Origin of the sequence: Marilutibacter maris (assembly GCF_006546735.2) — a bacterium.
GTDB lineage: Bacteria > Pseudomonadota > Gammaproteobacteria > Xanthomonadales > Xanthomonadaceae > Marilutibacter > Marilutibacter maris.
This window is the reverse complement of record NZ_VICD02000065.1, coordinates 1-15621: the sequence shown is the minus strand read 5'-3', so window position 1 is coordinate 15621 and position 15621 is coordinate 1. Positions and strand designations below refer to the sequence as shown.

Genomic DNA, 15621 nt, shown 5'->3' with positions numbered 1-15621 from the left:
CTGGAGAGGGTCAGTCGCGCATCATCACCGGCCGGCACTCCAACTGCAGTTGTTCGATCACCGCGTCGGTCGCCTGGCGGCTGCCGACACCACCGCCGCTGCCGGCGATGTCGGCGGTGAACACGCCGGCGTCCAGCGCCGCCGCAACCGCCTTCTCCACGCACTCGGCCTCGTCCGCCAGGCCCAGCGAGTGGCGCAGCAGCAGCGCGGCGCTGAGGATCGTCGCGTAGGGATTGGCGACGCCGCGTCCGGCGATGTCCGGAGCCGAGCCGTGGATCGGCTCGTACAGGCCCATGATCCTGCCGCTGCCGTCCGTATCGCCCAGCGACGCCGACGGCAGCAGGCCCAGCGAGCCGGCCAGCATCGAGGCCTCGTCGGTGAGAATGTCGCCGAACATGTTTTCGGTGACGATCACGTCGTACTCGCGCGGCCGCGACAGCAGATGCATCGCCATCGAGTCGACCAGTTGGTGTTCGAGCTGGATGTCGGGAAACTCCTCGGCGACGATCCGGGTCGCCGTCTCGCGCCACAGTCGCGAGGTTTCCAGCACGTTGGCCTTGTCGACCGAGGTCAGCCGGCCACGGCGACTGCGGGCCAGGGCGGCGGCGCGACGCACCACCCGCTCGATCTCGGTGACGCTGTACCGGCACAGGTCGCTGGCCGAATCGCCATCGCGGGTCTTGTCGCCGAAGTAGATGCCGCCGGTCAGCTCGCGCACGACCACCAGATCCACCCCGGTCAGCAGGTGCGGCTTGATCGGCGATGCGCCCAACGCGGCCGGATGCGGGGTGACCGGCCGCAGGTTCGCGTACAGGCCCAGTGCCTTGCGGATCGCCAGCAGGCCCTGTTCCGGGCGTACCGGCGCCTTCGGGTCCGACCACTTGGGGCCGCCGACCGCGCCCAGCAGGATCGCGTCGGCACGCTTTGCCGCGGCGAGGGTCGCCGCCGGCAGCGCCTCGCCGGTCGCATCGATCGCGGCGCCGCCGATCAGCTGGGTGTCGAAGCTGAAGGTATGGCCATAGCGGTAGCCGACCGCGCGCAGTACCTCGACCGCGGCGGCGGTGACCTCGGGGCCGATGCCGTCTCCGGGCAGTACGACGATTTCAGCATGCATGGGGGCGGTCCTCGTGTTGCGATTGTTCGTAGTGCTCGATGGCCGTCTGCTGGCGCAGCAGGTAGCCGAGCTGGTCGACGCCTTCCAGCAGGCAGGTGCGGGCGAATGCGTCGAGCGGGAACTCGACCTGGGCGCCGCCGGGGAGGGTGACGCGACGGCGGGCGATGTCGATGCTCAACTCGATGCCGGGCCGGTCGATCAGCTCGTCGACGATCGCCTCGTCCAGCACCACCGGCAGCAGACCGTTCTTGAGCGCGTTGCTGCGGAAGATGTCGGCGATCTCGGCGCTGATCACCGCGCGCAGGCCGAGGTCGGTCAGCGCCCAGGGCGCGTGCTCGCGCGAGGAGCCGCAGCCGAAATTGCGGCCGGCGACGAGGATCTGCGCGTCGGCGTTCTCGGCGCGGTTGAACGGAAAATCGGGGTTTGGCGAACCGTCGGCGCGCAGGCGCCAGTCGCTGAACGCATGCCGGCCCAGGCCGGCGCGCTCGGTGGTGGTGAGGAAGCGCGCGGGGATGATCTGGTCGGTGTCGATGTTGCGTTCGCGCAGGACCACGGTCTTCGAGGTCAGGGTGGTGAAGGCGGCCATCAGGCGGTCTCCAGTTCGGCGGTGGCGGCGGTGGCGTCGATGAAGGCGCGGGGGTCGGTGATCTGCCCGGCGACCGCGCAGGCGGCGGCGGTCAGCGGCGAGGCCAGCACGGTGCGCGCGCCCTTGCCCTGGCGGCCCTCGAAGTTGCGGTTGCTGGTCGATACCGCGAGCTGGCCGGGCCCGACCAGGTCGCCGTTCATCGCGATGCACATCGAGCATCCGGGTTCGCGCCATTCGGCGCCGGCGGCGCGCACGATCGCGTCGATGCCCTCGGCCTCGGCGGCGCGCTTGACCTGCTCGGAACCGGGCACGACCAGCATGCGCACGCGCGGATGCACCTTGCGCCCGCGCAGCACGCGGGCGGTGTCGCGCAGGTCCGACAACCGCGAGTTGGTGCAGCTGCCGACGAACACCACGTCGACCGGGCGTCCGGCCAGCGCGGCCTCGGGCTGCCAGCCCATGTAGTCGCGGGCCTTGGCCGCGTCGGAGTCGACGTCGGCCGGCAGCCGCGCATCGATCGCCGCGACCTGGCCCGGGTGGGTGCCCCAGGTGACGGTCGGTCCGATCTGGTCGGCGTCGATGACCACCTCGCGGTCGAAGCGCGCGCCCGGATCGCTGGCGAGCCGTTGCCAGTGCTCGACTGCGGCATCGAACGCGTCGCCTTGCGGCGCGCGCGCGGTGTCGCGCAGGTAGTCGAAGGTGGTCGCGTCGGGCGCGATCAGGCCGGCGCGCGCACCGGCCTCGATCGACATGTTGCAGACCGTCATCCGCTCTTCCATCGACAGGGCGCGGATCGCGCTGCCGCGGTACTCGATGACGTGGCCGGTGCCGCCGTTGACGCCGATCCGGCCGATCACGTGCAGGATCAGGTCCTTGGCGGTCACGCCGGGCCGCAGCGCGCCGTCGACGGTGATCGCCAGGGTCCGCGGCTTGCGTTGCAGCAGGCACTGGGTGGCGAGCACGTGGCCGACCTCGCTGGTGCCGATGCCGAACGCCAGCGCGCCGAACGCGCCATGGGTCGCGGTGTGGCTGTCGCCGCAGACGATGGTCATGCCCGGTCGGGTCAGGCCGAGCTCGGGACCGATCACGTGAACGATGCCGCGTTGCGGGCTGTCGATGTCGAACAGCTCGATACCATGACGCGCGCAGTTCTCGGCGAGCCGTCGTACCTGCGCGCGCGCCTGCTCGCTGGCGTAGGGCAGCTCGCCGTCCGCTCCGGCCGGCAGGGTCGGGGTCGAATGGTCCATCGTCGCCTTGGTGAGATCCGGACGGCGCGGCGCGAGACCGCGCGACTCCAGTTCGGCGAAGGCCTGCGGCGAGGTCACCTCGTGGATCAGGTGCAGGTCTATGTAGAGCACCGCCGGCGCGGCCTCGGTCTCGGGGACGACCACATGGGCGTCCCACAGCTTGTCGAACAAGGTGCGGGGGCGGGAATTTTCGTGGGCTTGGGTCGATGACATGGACGGGCTCATGCGGTGGCGGCGACGCGTTGCGGCGCGGTCGCCCGGGAGTCGGTGGCGGCGTGGGTGCGCAGGACCCGGTTGGCGACGTCGAGCCAGGCCTGCGCGCTGGCCTCGAGGATGTCGGTGCTGGTGCCGGAACCGGTCAGCTCGCTGCCGTCGACGCGTGCGATCACCTGCGCCTGGCCCTGGGCATCGTCGCCGGTGGTCACGCTGGAAACCTGGTAGCTGTCGATGTCCAGCTCGATCCCGGTCGCGCGTGCCAGTGCGGCGAACAGCGCATGCACCGGGCCGTCGCCGACCGCGGCCTCGCTGACCTCGCCGCCGTCGGCGTCGCGCAACTGCACGCTGGCGGTCGGCAATGCGTCGCCCGCACCGCTGCCGGTGCTGACATGCAGCCGGGTCAGCCGCCAGCCGCGGGTCGCGGCGGCATCGGCCCCCAGTACCAGCGCCTCCAGGTCGCCATCGAACACTTCGCGCTTCTTCTCTGCCAGCGTCTTGAACGCGGCGAAGACCTGGTTCAGGGCAGGCTCGGGCAGCTGGAAGCCCAAGGTCTGCAGGCGGTCGGACAGGGCGGCGCGGCCGCTGTGGCGGCCCATCACCATTTGCGACTGCGCCCAGCCGACATCCTCCGGGCGCATGATCTCGTAGGTGCCGCGATGCTTGAGCATGCCGTGCTGGTGGATGCCGGATTCGTGCGCGAACGCGTTCTGCCCGACCACCGCCTTGTTGCGTTGCACGGCCATGCCGGTGATCCGCGACAGCAATCGCGAGGTCGGCACCAGACGGCGCGTGTCGATGCGGGTATGGGTAGCGTAGTAGTTGCCGCGCACCCGCAGCGCCATCACCAGTTCCTCCAGCGCGCAGTTGCCGGCGCGCTCGCCGATGCCGTTGATGGTGCACTCGACCTGGCGCGCGCCGCCCTCGATCGCGGCCAGGGAATTGGCGACCGCCAGGCCGAGGTCGTTGTGGCAGTGCGCGCTGAACACCACCTCGCCGGCGCCGGCGACGCCGGAAGCGTTCAGCGCCTTGCGCAGGTATTCAAACAGGGCGCGGATCTCGCTCGGGGTGGTGTAGCCGACGGTGTCGGGGATGTTCAGGGTGCGCGCGCCGGCGGCCACCGCGGCGCTGCATATCTCGGCCAGGAATTCCGGCTCGGTGCGCAACGCGTCCTCTGCGGAAAACTCGACGTCGTCGACATGACGGCGCGCGCGTTGCACGCCCGCCACCGCGCGTTCGACCACCTGTTCGCGGCTCAGACCCAGCTTGTGCTCGCGGTGCAGCGGACTGGTCGAGATGAATACGTGGATGCGCGGGTCCGCCGCGCCCTCCAGCGCGGCCGCGCAGGCGTCGATATCGCCGTCGTGGCAGCGTGCCAGGGTGGTGATGGTGCTGCCGCGCACCTCGCGCGCGATCGCGCGTACGGCGTCGCGATCGGCTTCGGAACTCGCCGGGAAGCCCGCCTCGAGCGCATCGACGCCCAGCTCCGCGAGCGCATGGGCGAAGCGTAGCTTCTGCGCGGCGGTCATGCTGCAGCCGGGCGATTGCTCGCCGTCGCGCAGGCTGGTGTCGAAGATGCGTACTCGGTCGGCGGGGTCGTTCATGCGAAGACTTCCTGTTCGGGGCGGCGCCGGGTGGCGCCGGCGGGGGCGGGGGTGATGGCAGGTTTCATCGTGGTGTGGATGGTCCGGGGTGAAATGCCGGAAATGGCGGGCTCCTGGGACAGCTGGGTAGCGAGGCGCTCGCGCTTGCGGCGGCGCGGCCGGCGCGGCGCACGCGGGCGGACCTCCGACAGCAGGGTCGCCAGCACACCGGCGTCGAGGTTGCCGCCGGAGACCACCGCGCATTTGCGCTTGCCGGCGACGCGGCGGCCGGCGGCCAGCGCCAGCGCGCCGGCGCCCTCGGCGATCACATGTTCCTCCAGCGCCAGCCGCACCAGGGTTTCGCGCAACTCGGCCTCGCGGACGATCACGATGTCGTCGAGCAGATCGGCGAGCAGGCGCCGGGTCAGCCGGCCGGGCTCCTTGACCCGCACGCCGTCGGCGAGGCTGGTCGCCGGTTCGATCAGGCGTTCGTCGCCCTGGAGCGCGCGCGCCATCGAGTCCACGCCCTCGACCTGGGCGCCGACCACGCGCACGCCCTGCGACTTGAGCGCCAGCGCGACGCCGGAGGCGAGGCCGCCGCCGCCGATCGGCACCAGCACCACGTCCGGCGCCAGCGCGGCCAGTTCCAGGCCAACCGTGCCCTGGCCGGCGATCACGTCCGGGTCGTCGAAGGCCGACAGCAGCCGGTAGCCGTGCTGCTGCGCCAGCTCGCAGGCGAAGGCCTTGGCCTGGTCGTAGCTGTCGCCGTGCAGGCGCACCGTCGCGCCCCAGTGGGCGACCCCGGCGATCTTGGTGTCCGGCGCGCCGCGTGGCATCACCGTGATCGCCTGCATGCCGAGCCGGTAGGCGGCCCAGGCCAGGCCCTGCGCGTGATTGCCGGCGGAGGCGGCGATCACCGGGCGGTCGTCGCCGCGTTCGCGCGCGGCCAGCAGCGCGTTGAGCGCGCCGCGCACCTTGTAGGAACCGGTGCGCTGCAGGTTCTCCAGCTTCAGCCAGCAGCCGAAACGCTCGGCGTGGTGCAGCGGCGTCGCCGACAGGTACCGGCGCAGGCGCGCCTGCGCGGCCAGCACGTCGGCGACGCCTACCGCCACGTCCGAAACGTCGGTGCCGGGGGAGTCGCTGGCGCGGCTGCCGTCCATCGTCACACCCGGGTCAGCCAGTGGGCGAAGGCGGCGTCGCGGCCGCGGACGATGTCCGCATAGCGTTGCTGGAACTCGCGCGTCACCGGGTTGTCGCCGAACTCGCGCCCGTCCAGCGAGGCGATCGGCGCGACCTCGGCGGCGGTGCCGCAGACGAACACCTCGTCGGCCTGCTTCAGCTCCTCCAGCGTCACCGGCCGCGACTGCGCCGCGGACAGCTCGACCAGGGTCGCGCGGGTGATGCCGTCCAGCGCATCCGGGTGGCTGACCGCGACGACCTGGCCGTCGGCGACCATGAACACGTTGGCGCCGGTGCATTCGACCACCCGGCCGTCGCCGTCGACGAACAGCGCCTCGTCGAAGCCGCGCTGCTTGGCCTCGCGCTTGGCCAGTATCGAGTTGACGTAGCCGCCGCACAGCTTCAGCGGCGGCAGCGAGCTGGCCGGACTTCGACGCCATCCGGACACGCCCAGTCGGGTCGCCTTGCCGGCCAGGTGCACCGCGGTCGCCATCGTCGCGACCATCAGGTGCTGGCTCAACGACGCCACGTCCAGCCCGATCGTGCCGCTGCCCAGCCAGGCCAGCGGACGGATGTAGGCGTCGCGATGGCCGTTCGCGCGCAGCGTCTGCAGCACCGCCTCGCTGGCGGCGTCGACGTCGAAGTCGATGCCCAGCAGCTCGGCACCCTTGCGCATGCGCTCCATGTGCTCGGGCAGGCGGAACACCGCGGCGCCGCCGTCGGCGGTGGCGTAGGCGCGGATGCCCTCGAACACGCCGCTGCCGTAGTGCATCGCATGGGTGGTCAGCGGCGCCTGCGGCGAGTCGATCGCCACCATGCGGCCGTCGAACCAGACCTGCGGGGGCGCCGCCGTCGCCTGGGCGCCTTCCTGCGAGGCGTCCGTTCCCGGATGCGCGGACTTGTGCGTGGAACCGGCCTCTAGCTGCACGGCGACACCTCCACGGCGAGGCAGTCGTACAGCTTGGCCAGCTGCGTCTGCAGCGAGGTGTCGGCGCGTTCGCCTTCGACGGTCAGGCGCAGATGCCAGCGATCGCCGTCGGGCTGGGCTTCGCCGTCGACCGCGAGCGGACGGAAGCCGCGGCGCTCGGCGGCACCGAGCACGCGGGCGAGCGCGCCCTCGGCCTGTCTGAGGGTGAGGTCAAGCTGATAACGCATGGTCGGGGTTCTCCAATGTGGGGGAAGAAGCGGATGCGGTTTCGCTCTCGCCGGCTGGGACCTCGGCCGGATCGCCATCGAGCATCTGCGCGTTGTTGTGGTTCGGCGGCACCAGCGGCCAGACGTTGGCCTTCTGGTCGATGGCGACGTGCAGCAGTGCCGCGCCCGGTGCCGCGATCAGCGCTTGCAGCGCGCCCTCGACGTCCTCGGCGCGTTCGATGCGGGTGGCGGGAATCCCGAATGCCGCCGCCAGCGCGGCGAAATCGGGGTTGTCGGACAGGTCGATCTCCGAGTAGCGGCGTTCGAAGAACAGCTCCTGCCATTGGCGGACCATGCCCAGCGCCTGGTTGTCGAGCAGCACGATCTTCAGCGGCAGCCGGTAGCGGGCGACCGTCGCCAGTTCCTGCACGTTCATCAGGAACGAGCCATCGCCGCTGACGCAGATCACGCAGGGGGCGGCCTGCTGCGGGTCGTGTGAGGTTTGCGCCCGCATCGCAAGCTGCGCACCGATCGCCGCCGGAAGACCGAAGCCCATCGCGCCGAGCGCGCCGCTGGTCAGGTGCTGGCGCGGGTGTTCGAAGCGCCAGTGCTGGGCGACCCACATCTGGTGCTGGCCGACGTCGCAGGACACGACCGCGCCCGGCGCGATCTGCGACAGTCGCCTCAGCAGGGCCGGAGCGTAGACGCCGTCGCCGGGCGCGTCGTAGCGCGCGGCGTGGTCGCGGGCGCGCTGGAAGCAGGTCTCCAGCCACTGCCGCCGCGCGACCGCGTGACGGCCATGCACATGCGCCGCGCACGGCAGGGTCAGCGCCTTCAGCGCGGCGGCGATGTCGCCGTTGACCGCGGCATCGGCATGGCGCAGCTTGCCGATCTCGCAGGCATCCGGGTCCATGTGGATGACCCGCGCATGCGGCGCGAACTCGGCCAGCTTGCCGGTCGCGCGGTCGTCGAAGCGCGCGCCGACCACGATCAGCAGATCGCATTCCTGCACCGCCAGATTGGCGGCACGGGTGCCGTGCATGCCGAGCATGCCCAGGTTCAGCGGATTGTCCGGCGGCAACGCGCCCAGTCCCTTGAGGGTCAGCACCGTGGGGATCCGGGTCGCGTTGACGAAGTCGCGGAACACCTCGACCGCATGCCCGAGGGCGACGCCGCCGCCGCCGTAGACGACCGGCCGCTGTGCCTGCGAAACCAGGGCCAGCGCCTCGTGCAGCGAGGCATCGGTGGCGCGCGGCACATCGTCGATGTCCAGCGGCACGTGGGCGGGCAGCGCGCAGGCGTCGCCGACCTGCACGTCCTTGGGGAAGTCGATCAGCACCGGTCCCGGACGCCCGGAACGGGCCAGGCGGAAGGCCTCGGCGACCACCCGCGGCAGCTCCTCGACCCGACGCACCAGGAAGCTGTGCTTGACGATCGGCATGGTCATGCCGAACACGTCCAGCTCCTGGAAGGCATCCGTGCCCATCAGCGGGGTCGCGACCTGACCGGTGATCACCACCATCGGCACCGAGTCCAGCATCGCGTCGGCGATGCCGGTGACCAGGTTGGAGGCGCCGGGACCGGAGGTGGCGACGCATACGCCGACGCGTCCGCTGGCCCGCGCGTAGCCATTGGCGGCGAACGCCGCGCCCTGTTCGTGGCGGACCAGGACGTGCTTCAGGTCCGATCCGTGCAGGGCGTCGTAGAACGGCATGATCGCGCCGCCGGGATAGCCGAACAGGGTGTCGACGCCCTCGGCGATCAGGGCCTGCGCGAGCCATGCGGCCCCGTTGCTCGGGGCCGCGGCCTGCGGTGCGGTACTGGCGGGTTGGGTGCTCATGGACATCCTGTTGGCCTTGGGGCGGGAAGGCTCAGGCCGCTTTGGCGGCGGCGGGGGCGTTGTCCAGCCACTTCATGTTGGCGCGCAGCTTCTTGCCGACGGTCTCGATCGGGTGCTCGAGGTCGGCCTGCTTCATCGCCTTGTAGTTGGCGTTGCCGGCCGCGTACTCGGCGATCCACTGGCGGGCGAAGGTGCCGTCCTGGATTTCCTCCAGCACCTTGCGCATCTGCGCGCGGGTGTTGTCGTCGACCACGTAGGCGCCGCGGGTCAGCGCACCGTACTGGGCGGTCTCGCTGATGAATTCGTGCATGCGGGTGATGCCGCCCTCGTAGAACAGGTCGACGATCAGCTTCAGCTCGTGCAGGCACTCGTAGTACGCGACCTCGGGTTGGTAGCCGGCCTCGACCAGGGTTTCCCAGCCGGCCTGGACCAGCTTGGTCGCGCCGCCGCACAGCACCGCCTGCTCGCCGAACAGATCGGTCTCGGTTTCCTCCTTGAAGGTGGTCCGGATCGCGTTCTGGCGGGCGCCGCCGATGCCGGCGCAATAGGTCAGTGCGAGCTGTTCGGCGTTGCCGCTGCGATCCTGGTGAACCGCGTAGACCGAGGGCACGCCGCGGCCGATCTCGTATTCGCGGCGGACCAGTGCGCCCGGTCCCTTGGGCGCGACGAGCACCACGTCCAGGTCCTCGCGCGGGGCGATCTGCTGGTAGTGCACATTGAAGCCGTGCGCGAACAGCAGGCAGGCGCCCTTGGCGATGTTCGGCTCGATGACCTCGCCGTAGAGCTGCGGCTGGACCATGTCGGGGGTCAGCACCGCGACCAGCTCGGCGTCCTTCACCGCCTCGGCCGGGGTCTTGACGGTGAAGCCGTCGGCCCTGGCCTTGATCTCGGTCGGGCCGCCCGGACGCAGGCCGATGGTGACGTCGAAGCCGGAATCGCGAAGGTTGAGCGCGTGCGCACGACCCTGGCTGCCGTAGCCGACGATCGCGATGCGGGGTTTGCTGGTGGACATTGCAGGTTCCTGTGGGTGGTGGATGGGGCGGTGGGACGGAGGGAGCGGATCAGGCGGGGGCGGTTTCGGCCGCTCGGGTGGCGGCCGATTCCGTTGTGGTTTCGATCAGGGTCGAGGCGATCGCGCGACGGTCGTCGAGCGGACCCGGCGCGGTGACCGCACCGCGCGAGGCGGAACTGACGATGCGCGCGTACTTGGCCAGCGCACCGGTACGGACGCGCGGCTGGAACGACGCCGGCGCGCGCGCGGCGAGCTCGGCATCGACATCGATGCGGCGCGTGCCGACGTCGATGCGCACGCGGTCGCCGTCGCGCAGGCGCGCGATCGGGCCGCCGTGCGCGGCCTCCGGGGCGATGTGGCCGACCATGAAACCGTGGGTCGCGCCGCTGAAGCGGCCGTCGGTGATCAGGGCGACGTCGTTGCCCAGGCCCTGGCCGACCAGGGCCGCGGTGACCGCCAGCATCTCGCGCATGCCGGGGCCGCCGGTGGGGCCCTCGAAGCGGATCACCACGACGTCGCCGGCCTCGATCCGGCGCGCCTGCACCGCGGCGAACGCGGCCTCCTCGGAATCGAACACCCGTGCCGGGCCCTCGAAGCGGTCGCGGCCGTGACCGGCCAGCTTGACGATGCAGCCTTCGGGTGCGAGGTCGCCGTACAGGATCGAATAGCCGCCGCGCGGCTTGATCGGGTCGGCGACCGGGCGCACGACATCCTGCGTGACCGGCGCGGGCACCGCGTCGAGTTCGGCGAACAGCGAGCGGCCGGTGACCGTGGGGATGTCCTCGATCAGCCCGGCGCTGCGCAGTTCGCGGGCGACCAGGGCGGTGCCGCCCTGCTCGAACATCTCCGCCGCGGTGTAGCGTCCACCGGGCTTGAGGTCGGCGATGACCGGGGTCGCCGCCGCGGCCGCCTCGAACTCCTCCAGGTCGAAGGCGACGCCGGCCTCGTGCGCGATCGCCAGCAGGTGCAGCGCCGCGTTGGTGGAACCGGCGGTGGCCGACACCGCGCGTGCCGCGTTGCGCAGCGCGGCGGGGGAGAGGAGGGTGCGCGGTGTCGGACCGCCGTTGCGCAACTGCTGCATGACCAGGGCGCCGCAACGGCGGGCGGCGGCCGGTTTGTCGGCGTGGACCGCCGGAATGTCGTTGAGCTGCAGCGGCGACAGGCCGAGGAAGCTCAGCACCATCGCCATCGTGTTGGCGGTGAACTGGCCGCCGCAGGCGCCGGCACCGGGGCAAGCGTGCGATTCGACCCGGTGCAGTTCGGCGTCGTCGATGCGTCCGGCGGCATGCGCGCCGACCGCCTCGAACACGTCCTGCACGGTCAGCGGCCGCTCGTCGCCGGGCTCGGCCGAGTCGTCCCTGGAGGGACAATGGCCGGGCATGATCGTGCCGCCGTAGAGGATCACGGTCGGGACGTCCAGCCGCGCGGCGGCCATCGCCGCCGCCGGGATGGTCTTGTCGCAGCCGACCAGCAGCACCATCGCGTCCAGGCTGTGGCCGGTGACCGCCAGCTCGATCGAGTCGGCGATGGTCTCGCGCGAGGCCAGCGACGCGCGCATGCCGTCGGTGCCCATCGCGATGCCGTCGGTGATCGCGATGGTGTTGAACTCGACCGCGGTGCCGCCGTTGTCCTCGACGCCGGCGCGGACGTCCTCGGCCAGCTCGCGCAGGGTCAGGTTGCACGGGGACACGTCGGTCCAGGTGTGGATCACGCCGACGAACGGGCGCGCGATGGCGTCGTCGTCGCGGCCGGTTGCGCGCAGCATGGCCCGCGCGGGTGCGTGTGCGGGGCCTTGCTTGATCGCGTTGCTTCTCACGGTGGGAAGTCCTTGCTCGGTGGTCTGAAGAGGTTTTCTTGGGCCTGGAAACGAAAAACCCCGCGCCATTTCTGGCGCGGGGTCCTGGTACTTTTCGGGTTTGCCTGGTGTTACCTACGCAATCCCGTACCCCGCGCTTGTTGGCCCGGTAATAAGTACGAGTACGAGAATGAGCGCCGCGGATGCGGTCGCGATCAGGAGCGGGTGCGCGGCGCGCAGCGCGTCGGCCGGGGTCTGGGCCCGGGCGATGGCGGTCTGCAGGTGGTTGCTGCGCTGCGTCATGGGTTTGGAGATAAGCACGGCTCGAACGGCGGTGTCAACAGTTTCCGTTGAAACGGGCCCGGGTCGTGACCCGGCACCCGCTTTGCCGCGTCACCCGGCCTCCAGCGCTTCGACCAAGGTCGAATACGTCGCCGCCATCGGTGTGGCGTGTGCGCGACGGGGCAGCGATTCGGCCAGCGCCGGCGGCGGCTCGACTTCGTGTCCGACCAGCGGTTCGACGATGGTTTCGAACTTGGCCGGGTGCGCGGTCGCCACCACCGCCCAGGGGCGATCGTCGCCGGCGGCCCGGATCTGCTCGAGCAGATGCAGACCGGTGGCGGTATGCGGGCAGGGCACCACGCCGTGGCGCGCGGGCGCGGACGCGATCGTCGCCCGGATCGTGGCGTCGTCGACCGCGGTCGCGGTCATCGCCGCGCGCAACGATGCGTCGTCGGCGTGCCAGTGGCGCAGGCGTTCGAAGTTGCTCGGTGCGCCGACATCCATCGCGTTGGCCAGCGTGGCCCGGGTCGGCTGCGCCGCATAGTCGGCGCCGGCGAAGTAGCGCGGCAGGGTGTCGTTGGCGTTGGTGGCCAGGCGGACCTCGCCGACCGGCAGCCCCATCCGCCGCGCCAGCACCGCCGCGCAGGCGTTGCCGAGGTTGCCGGTGGGGACGATGAAGTTCAGCGCCCGCCCATGCCGGGCATGGTGGGCGAGCGCGGCATGCGCGTAGTAGGCCGCCTGGGGCAGCAATCGGCCGAGGCTGATGCTGTTGGCCGAACCCAGTGGACAGCGCGCGCGCAGCGCCTGGTCGGCCAGGGCCTGCTTGGCCAGCCGCTGGCAGTCGTCGAAGCTGCCGTCGACCCGGAACGCGCGCACGTTGTCGCCCCAGCATCCCAGCCCGTGCGCCTGGCGCGGCGAGACCCGGCCGTCGGGGTAGAGGATCGCGACCCGGAAGCCCTCGCGGCGGTGGAACGCGGCGGCGACCGCGGCGCCGGTGTCGCCCGAGGTCGCGACGAGGATCGTCGTGGCCGGGCGAGCGTCGCCTTGCCGTGCCCCGGCCTCGCGCAGGCGCGACAGGGCGCCGGCCAGGAAGCGCGCGGCGTAGTCCTTGAACGCGGCGGTCGGCCCGTGGAACAACTCCAGCAGGTGATCGCCCGCGCCGGCGAGCGGTCGCAGCGGCGCGTCGAACGAGAACGCCTGCGCACAGAGCGAGGGCAGCGCGTCCTCCAGCCGCGAGTCGGCGAAGTACGGCGCCAGCACCGCGGTCGCGGTGTCGGCCAGCGATGCGCCGGGCGCGTCCGGCGCGACCTCGGGAATGACGGTCGGGACATACAGTCCGCCGTCGGGCGCGAGCCCGGCGACCAATGCGGCGTCGATGCCGGCGACCGGCGCCTGGCCGCGGGTGCTGGCATATCCGAGGCTTGCGATCGCTTGCGCGCTCATGCCGCGTCTCCTGGCCCGGTCAGTACCTGCGCGCGCGGCCCGGCGACCGGCGAGACGTAGGCGCGCGCGTCGAAGCCGGCATCGACGAAGGCCGCACGCATCGCCGGCGCCGCGGCCTCGGCGTCCTCGCGCGAACCGAACCAGGCGAAGGTGCTGGGCCCGGCGCCGGAAATGCTCGCGCCCAGTGCGCGATGGTCGAGGGCGGCGGCCTTGGCGGCGGCGAAGCCGGGGATCAGCGGCGCGCGTCGTGGCTCGACCAGCAGGTCGACCAGACCTTCGCGCAGCATCGACGCGTCGCCGCGCTGCAGGCCGGTCAGGAACAACGCCAGGTGCGCGCTCTGCCGTACCACCACCGGAAGCGGGTAGGGGTCGGCCAGCGCCTCGCGCGCGCGCCGGGTTTCCAGCACCTGGTCGGGATGGACCACGACCGCATGCAGCCAGTCCGGCGCCGGCAACGCGATCATCCGATCGTGGGTGGCCATCACCACGCCGCCGAGCAGCATCGGCGCGACGTTGTCGCCATGACGGCTGCCGCTGGACACCGACTCGCCATCGAGGGCGAAGCGGTACAGCGCGGCACGGTCCAGCGGAGTGTCCAGCAACGCATTGGCGGCGACCAGGGCCGCCACGCAGGAGGCCGCCGAACCGCCCAGCCCGGAGCCGAGCGGGATGCCCTTCTCCAGCGAAAGCTCGAAACCGTGTGCCAGTCCCAGTGCTTCGCGCAGGCAGATCAGGGCCTGGCCGGCGGTGTTGCGCGGTGCCTGCAGCGGCAGTTGATCGACGCCGGCGACGTCGCCGGAGATGCCGGCGATGCGGACCATCGGCGCGTCGATGCGACGGACCGTGGCGATGTCGCGCGGACCGCCGATGCTGTGGCCGAGCAGGTCGAAGCCGACGCCGATGTTGCCGACGCTGGCGGGCGAGAACGCGCGGGCCTGCAGCGGGGGCGGAGTCTGGGCGGGCAAGCGGGATTCTCCAGGAGCCATCGGGTCTTCGATGATCGCATCGTTCATGGGGCGGTTCCGCGTTCGGTTCTCGGTGGGGGCGTGCATCCGCGCAGGCTCAGTTGAGCGTCTGCGCGATCGCGAGGATGTCGCCGAACACGCCGGCGGCGGTGACCTCCGGACCGGCGCCGGGGCCCTGCACGACCAGCGGGTTGTCGGGATAGCGCAGGGTGCGGAACTGGATCAGGTTGTCGGTCAGGCGGCCGTACAGGCTGGCATGGCCGGCCGGCGGCACCACCAGCGATACGTCGGCGCGGCCGTCGCGGTCGAGCCGGGCGAGATAGCGCAGCTTGCCGCCGTCGGCGCGGGCGGCCTCCAGGCGAGCCTGAAGCGGTGCGTCCAACTCGTCGATGCGGGCGAGGAAGGCGTCGAGGTCGAGCGCGCGCAGCGGCTCGGGCACCAGGTTCTCGATCGCGACATCCTCCAGCGACAGCTCGCGGCCGGCCTCGCGGGCGAGGATCACCAGCTTGCGGGCGACGTCCATGCCCGATAGGTCGTCGCGCGGGTCGGGCTCGGTATAGCCGAGCTTTCGCGCTTCCAGCACCAGCTCGGAGAATGGCGCGCTGCCGTCGAAGCGGTTGAACAGCCAGGCCAGGGTGCCGGAGAACAGGCCCTCGACCTCGTGCAGCACGTCGCCGGTGTCGATCAGGTCGCGCAGGGTGCGGATCACCGGCAGGCCGGCGCCGACGGTGGCTTCGTAGCGGAACTGGCCGCCGCCGCGACTGGCCCTGCGGATCGCCTGGAAGCGCGGCAACGGGCCGCTGCCGGCGTGCTTGTTCGGGGTCACCACGTGGATGCCGGCGGCCAGCCATTCGGCGTAGTGCGCGGCGACCGCATCGCTGCCGCTGCAGTCGACGATCATCGCGTGCGGCAGGTGCTCGGCGCGGACATGGGCGACGAAGCGCTGCAGGTCCAGCGGTTCGCCGACGTCGCGCAGGTCGTCAGCGGCGCTGGCCGGATCCAGGGTCCTGGGATCCAGCAGCATCTGTCGGCTGTTGGCGATCGCGCGCACGCGCAGGTCGAGATTCTGCCCGTGCAGGGCGCCGGCGGCGAAGCGCGGCGCCGCCTCGGCCAGTTGCTGGAGCAGGGTGCGGCCGACGTTGCCGGGGCCGATCAGGCCGACCGACAGCGTCTGCGGCGACAGCCAGAACGCCGCGTGCGCCGCGCGCAGCCCGCGCTGGGCGTCGCC

General features: G+C 71.6%; 13 protein-coding genes. All 13 read right to left on the bottom strand.

What is annotated here, in order from left to right; translation table 11 throughout:
- Positions 1–10: 10 nt before the first annotated feature.
- Complete coding sequence (gene leuB / locus FKV24_RS04735; RefSeq protein ID WP_111267489.1) at positions 11–1114, bottom strand: 3-isopropylmalate dehydrogenase; 1104 nt, start codon at positions 1112–1114, stop codon at positions 11–13.
- Positions 1104–1700, bottom strand: a complete 597-nt coding sequence (gene leuD, locus FKV24_RS04730) for a 3-isopropylmalate dehydratase small subunit (protein ID WP_141481553.1) — start codon at positions 1698–1700, stop codon at positions 1104–1106. The genes leuB and leuD overlap by 11 nt, the downstream gene beginning before the upstream one ends.
- Entirely contained in the window at positions 1700–3160 is a 1461-nt protein-coding gene (leuC, locus tag FKV24_RS04725) for a 3-isopropylmalate dehydratase large subunit (RefSeq protein ID WP_141481552.1), read from the bottom strand. The genes leuD and leuC overlap by 1 nt, the downstream gene beginning before the upstream one ends.
- A gap of 8 nt (positions 3161–3168) precedes the next feature.
- Positions 3169–4764, bottom strand: a complete 1596-nt coding sequence (locus FKV24_RS04720) for a 2-isopropylmalate synthase (RefSeq protein ID WP_111267486.1) — start codon at positions 4762–4764, stop codon at positions 3169–3171.
- Positions 4761–5903, bottom strand: a complete 1143-nt coding sequence (locus FKV24_RS04715) for a threonine dehydratase (RefSeq protein ID WP_111267485.1) — start codon at positions 5901–5903, stop codon at positions 4761–4763. The genes FKV24_RS04720 and FKV24_RS04715 overlap by 4 nt, the downstream gene beginning before the upstream one ends.
- 2 nt (positions 5904–5905) lie before the next feature.
- Positions 5906–6850: an aminotransferase class IV gene (locus FKV24_RS04710; RefSeq protein WP_141481551.1), complete on the bottom strand. Its 945-nt coding sequence runs from the start codon at positions 6848–6850 to the stop codon at positions 5906–5908.
- Complete coding sequence (locus tag FKV24_RS04705; protein ID WP_111267483.1) at positions 6841–7077, bottom strand: ACT domain-containing protein; 237 nt, start codon at positions 7075–7077, stop codon at positions 6841–6843. Before FKV24_RS04705 ends, FKV24_RS04710 begins: the two co-directional genes overlap by 10 nt.
- Entirely contained in the window at positions 7061–8896 is a 1836-nt protein-coding gene (gene ilvG, locus FKV24_RS04700; protein WP_425481578.1) for an acetolactate synthase 2 catalytic subunit, read from the bottom strand. The genes FKV24_RS04705 and ilvG overlap by 17 nt, the downstream gene beginning before the upstream one ends.
- 31 nt (positions 8897–8927) lie before the next feature.
- The gene (ilvC, locus tag FKV24_RS04695) at positions 8928–9908 is read right to left on the bottom strand and encodes a ketol-acid reductoisomerase (RefSeq protein ID WP_111267481.1); all 981 of its coding nucleotides are present in this window, start codon (positions 9906–9908) and stop codon (positions 8928–8930) included.
- A gap of 49 nt (positions 9909–9957) precedes the next feature.
- Positions 9958–11673: a dihydroxy-acid dehydratase gene (gene ilvD / locus FKV24_RS04690; protein WP_249040918.1), complete on the bottom strand. Its 1716-nt coding sequence runs from the start codon at positions 11671–11673 to the stop codon at positions 9958–9960.
- A gap of 423 nt (positions 11674–12096) precedes the next feature.
- Entirely contained in the window at positions 12097–13428 is a 1332-nt protein-coding gene (gene thrC, locus FKV24_RS04685; RefSeq protein ID WP_141481548.1) for a threonine synthase, read from the bottom strand.
- Positions 13425–14414, bottom strand: a complete 990-nt coding sequence (locus tag FKV24_RS04680) for a homoserine kinase (protein ID WP_249040922.1) — start codon at positions 14412–14414, stop codon at positions 13425–13427. The genes thrC and FKV24_RS04680 overlap by 4 nt, the downstream gene beginning before the upstream one ends.
- 76 nt (positions 14415–14490) lie before the next feature.
- Positions 14491–15621, bottom strand: a 1131-nt coding sequence (locus FKV24_RS04675; protein WP_484502553.1) for a homoserine dehydrogenase family protein, incomplete at its 5' end; no start/stop codon positions are given.

Coding starts and splice junctions, on each gene's coding strand:
- ilvG (WP_425481578.1), bottom strand. CDS start 8,896: ATGAGCACCCAACCCGCCAGTACCGCACCGCAGGCCGCGGCCCCGAGC.
- FKV24_RS04720 (WP_111267486.1), bottom strand. CDS start 4,764: ATGAACGACCCCGCCGACCGAGTACGCATCTTCGACACCAGCCTGCGC.
- ilvC (WP_111267481.1), bottom strand. CDS start 9,908: ATGTCCACCAGCAAACCCCGCATCGCGATCGTCGGCTACGGCAGCCAG.
- ilvD (WP_249040918.1), bottom strand. CDS start 11,673: ATGCTGCGCGCAACCGGCCGCGACGACGACGCCATCGCGCGCCCGTTC.
- leuD (WP_141481553.1), bottom strand. CDS start 1,700: ATGGCCGCCTTCACCACCCTGACCTCGAAGACCGTGGTCCTGCGCGAA.
- leuB (WP_111267489.1), bottom strand. CDS start 1,114: ATGCATGCTGAAATCGTCGTACTGCCCGGAGACGGCATCGGCCCCGAG.
- FKV24_RS04715 (WP_111267485.1), bottom strand. CDS start 5,903: ATGGACGGCAGCCGCGCCAGCGACTCCCCCGGCACCGACGTTTCGGAC.
- FKV24_RS04680 (WP_249040922.1), bottom strand. CDS start 14,414: ATGGCTCCTGGAGAATCCCGCTTGCCCGCCCAGACTCCGCCCCCGCTG.
- thrC (WP_141481548.1), bottom strand. CDS start 13,428: ATGAGCGCGCAAGCGATCGCAAGCCTCGGATATGCCAGCACCCGCGGC.
- leuC (WP_141481552.1), bottom strand. CDS start 3,160: ATGTCATCGACCCAAGCCCACGAAAATTCCCGCCCCCGCACCTTGTTC.
- FKV24_RS04705 (WP_111267483.1), bottom strand. CDS start 7,077: ATGCGTTATCAGCTTGACCTCACCCTCAGACAGGCCGAGGGCGCGCTC.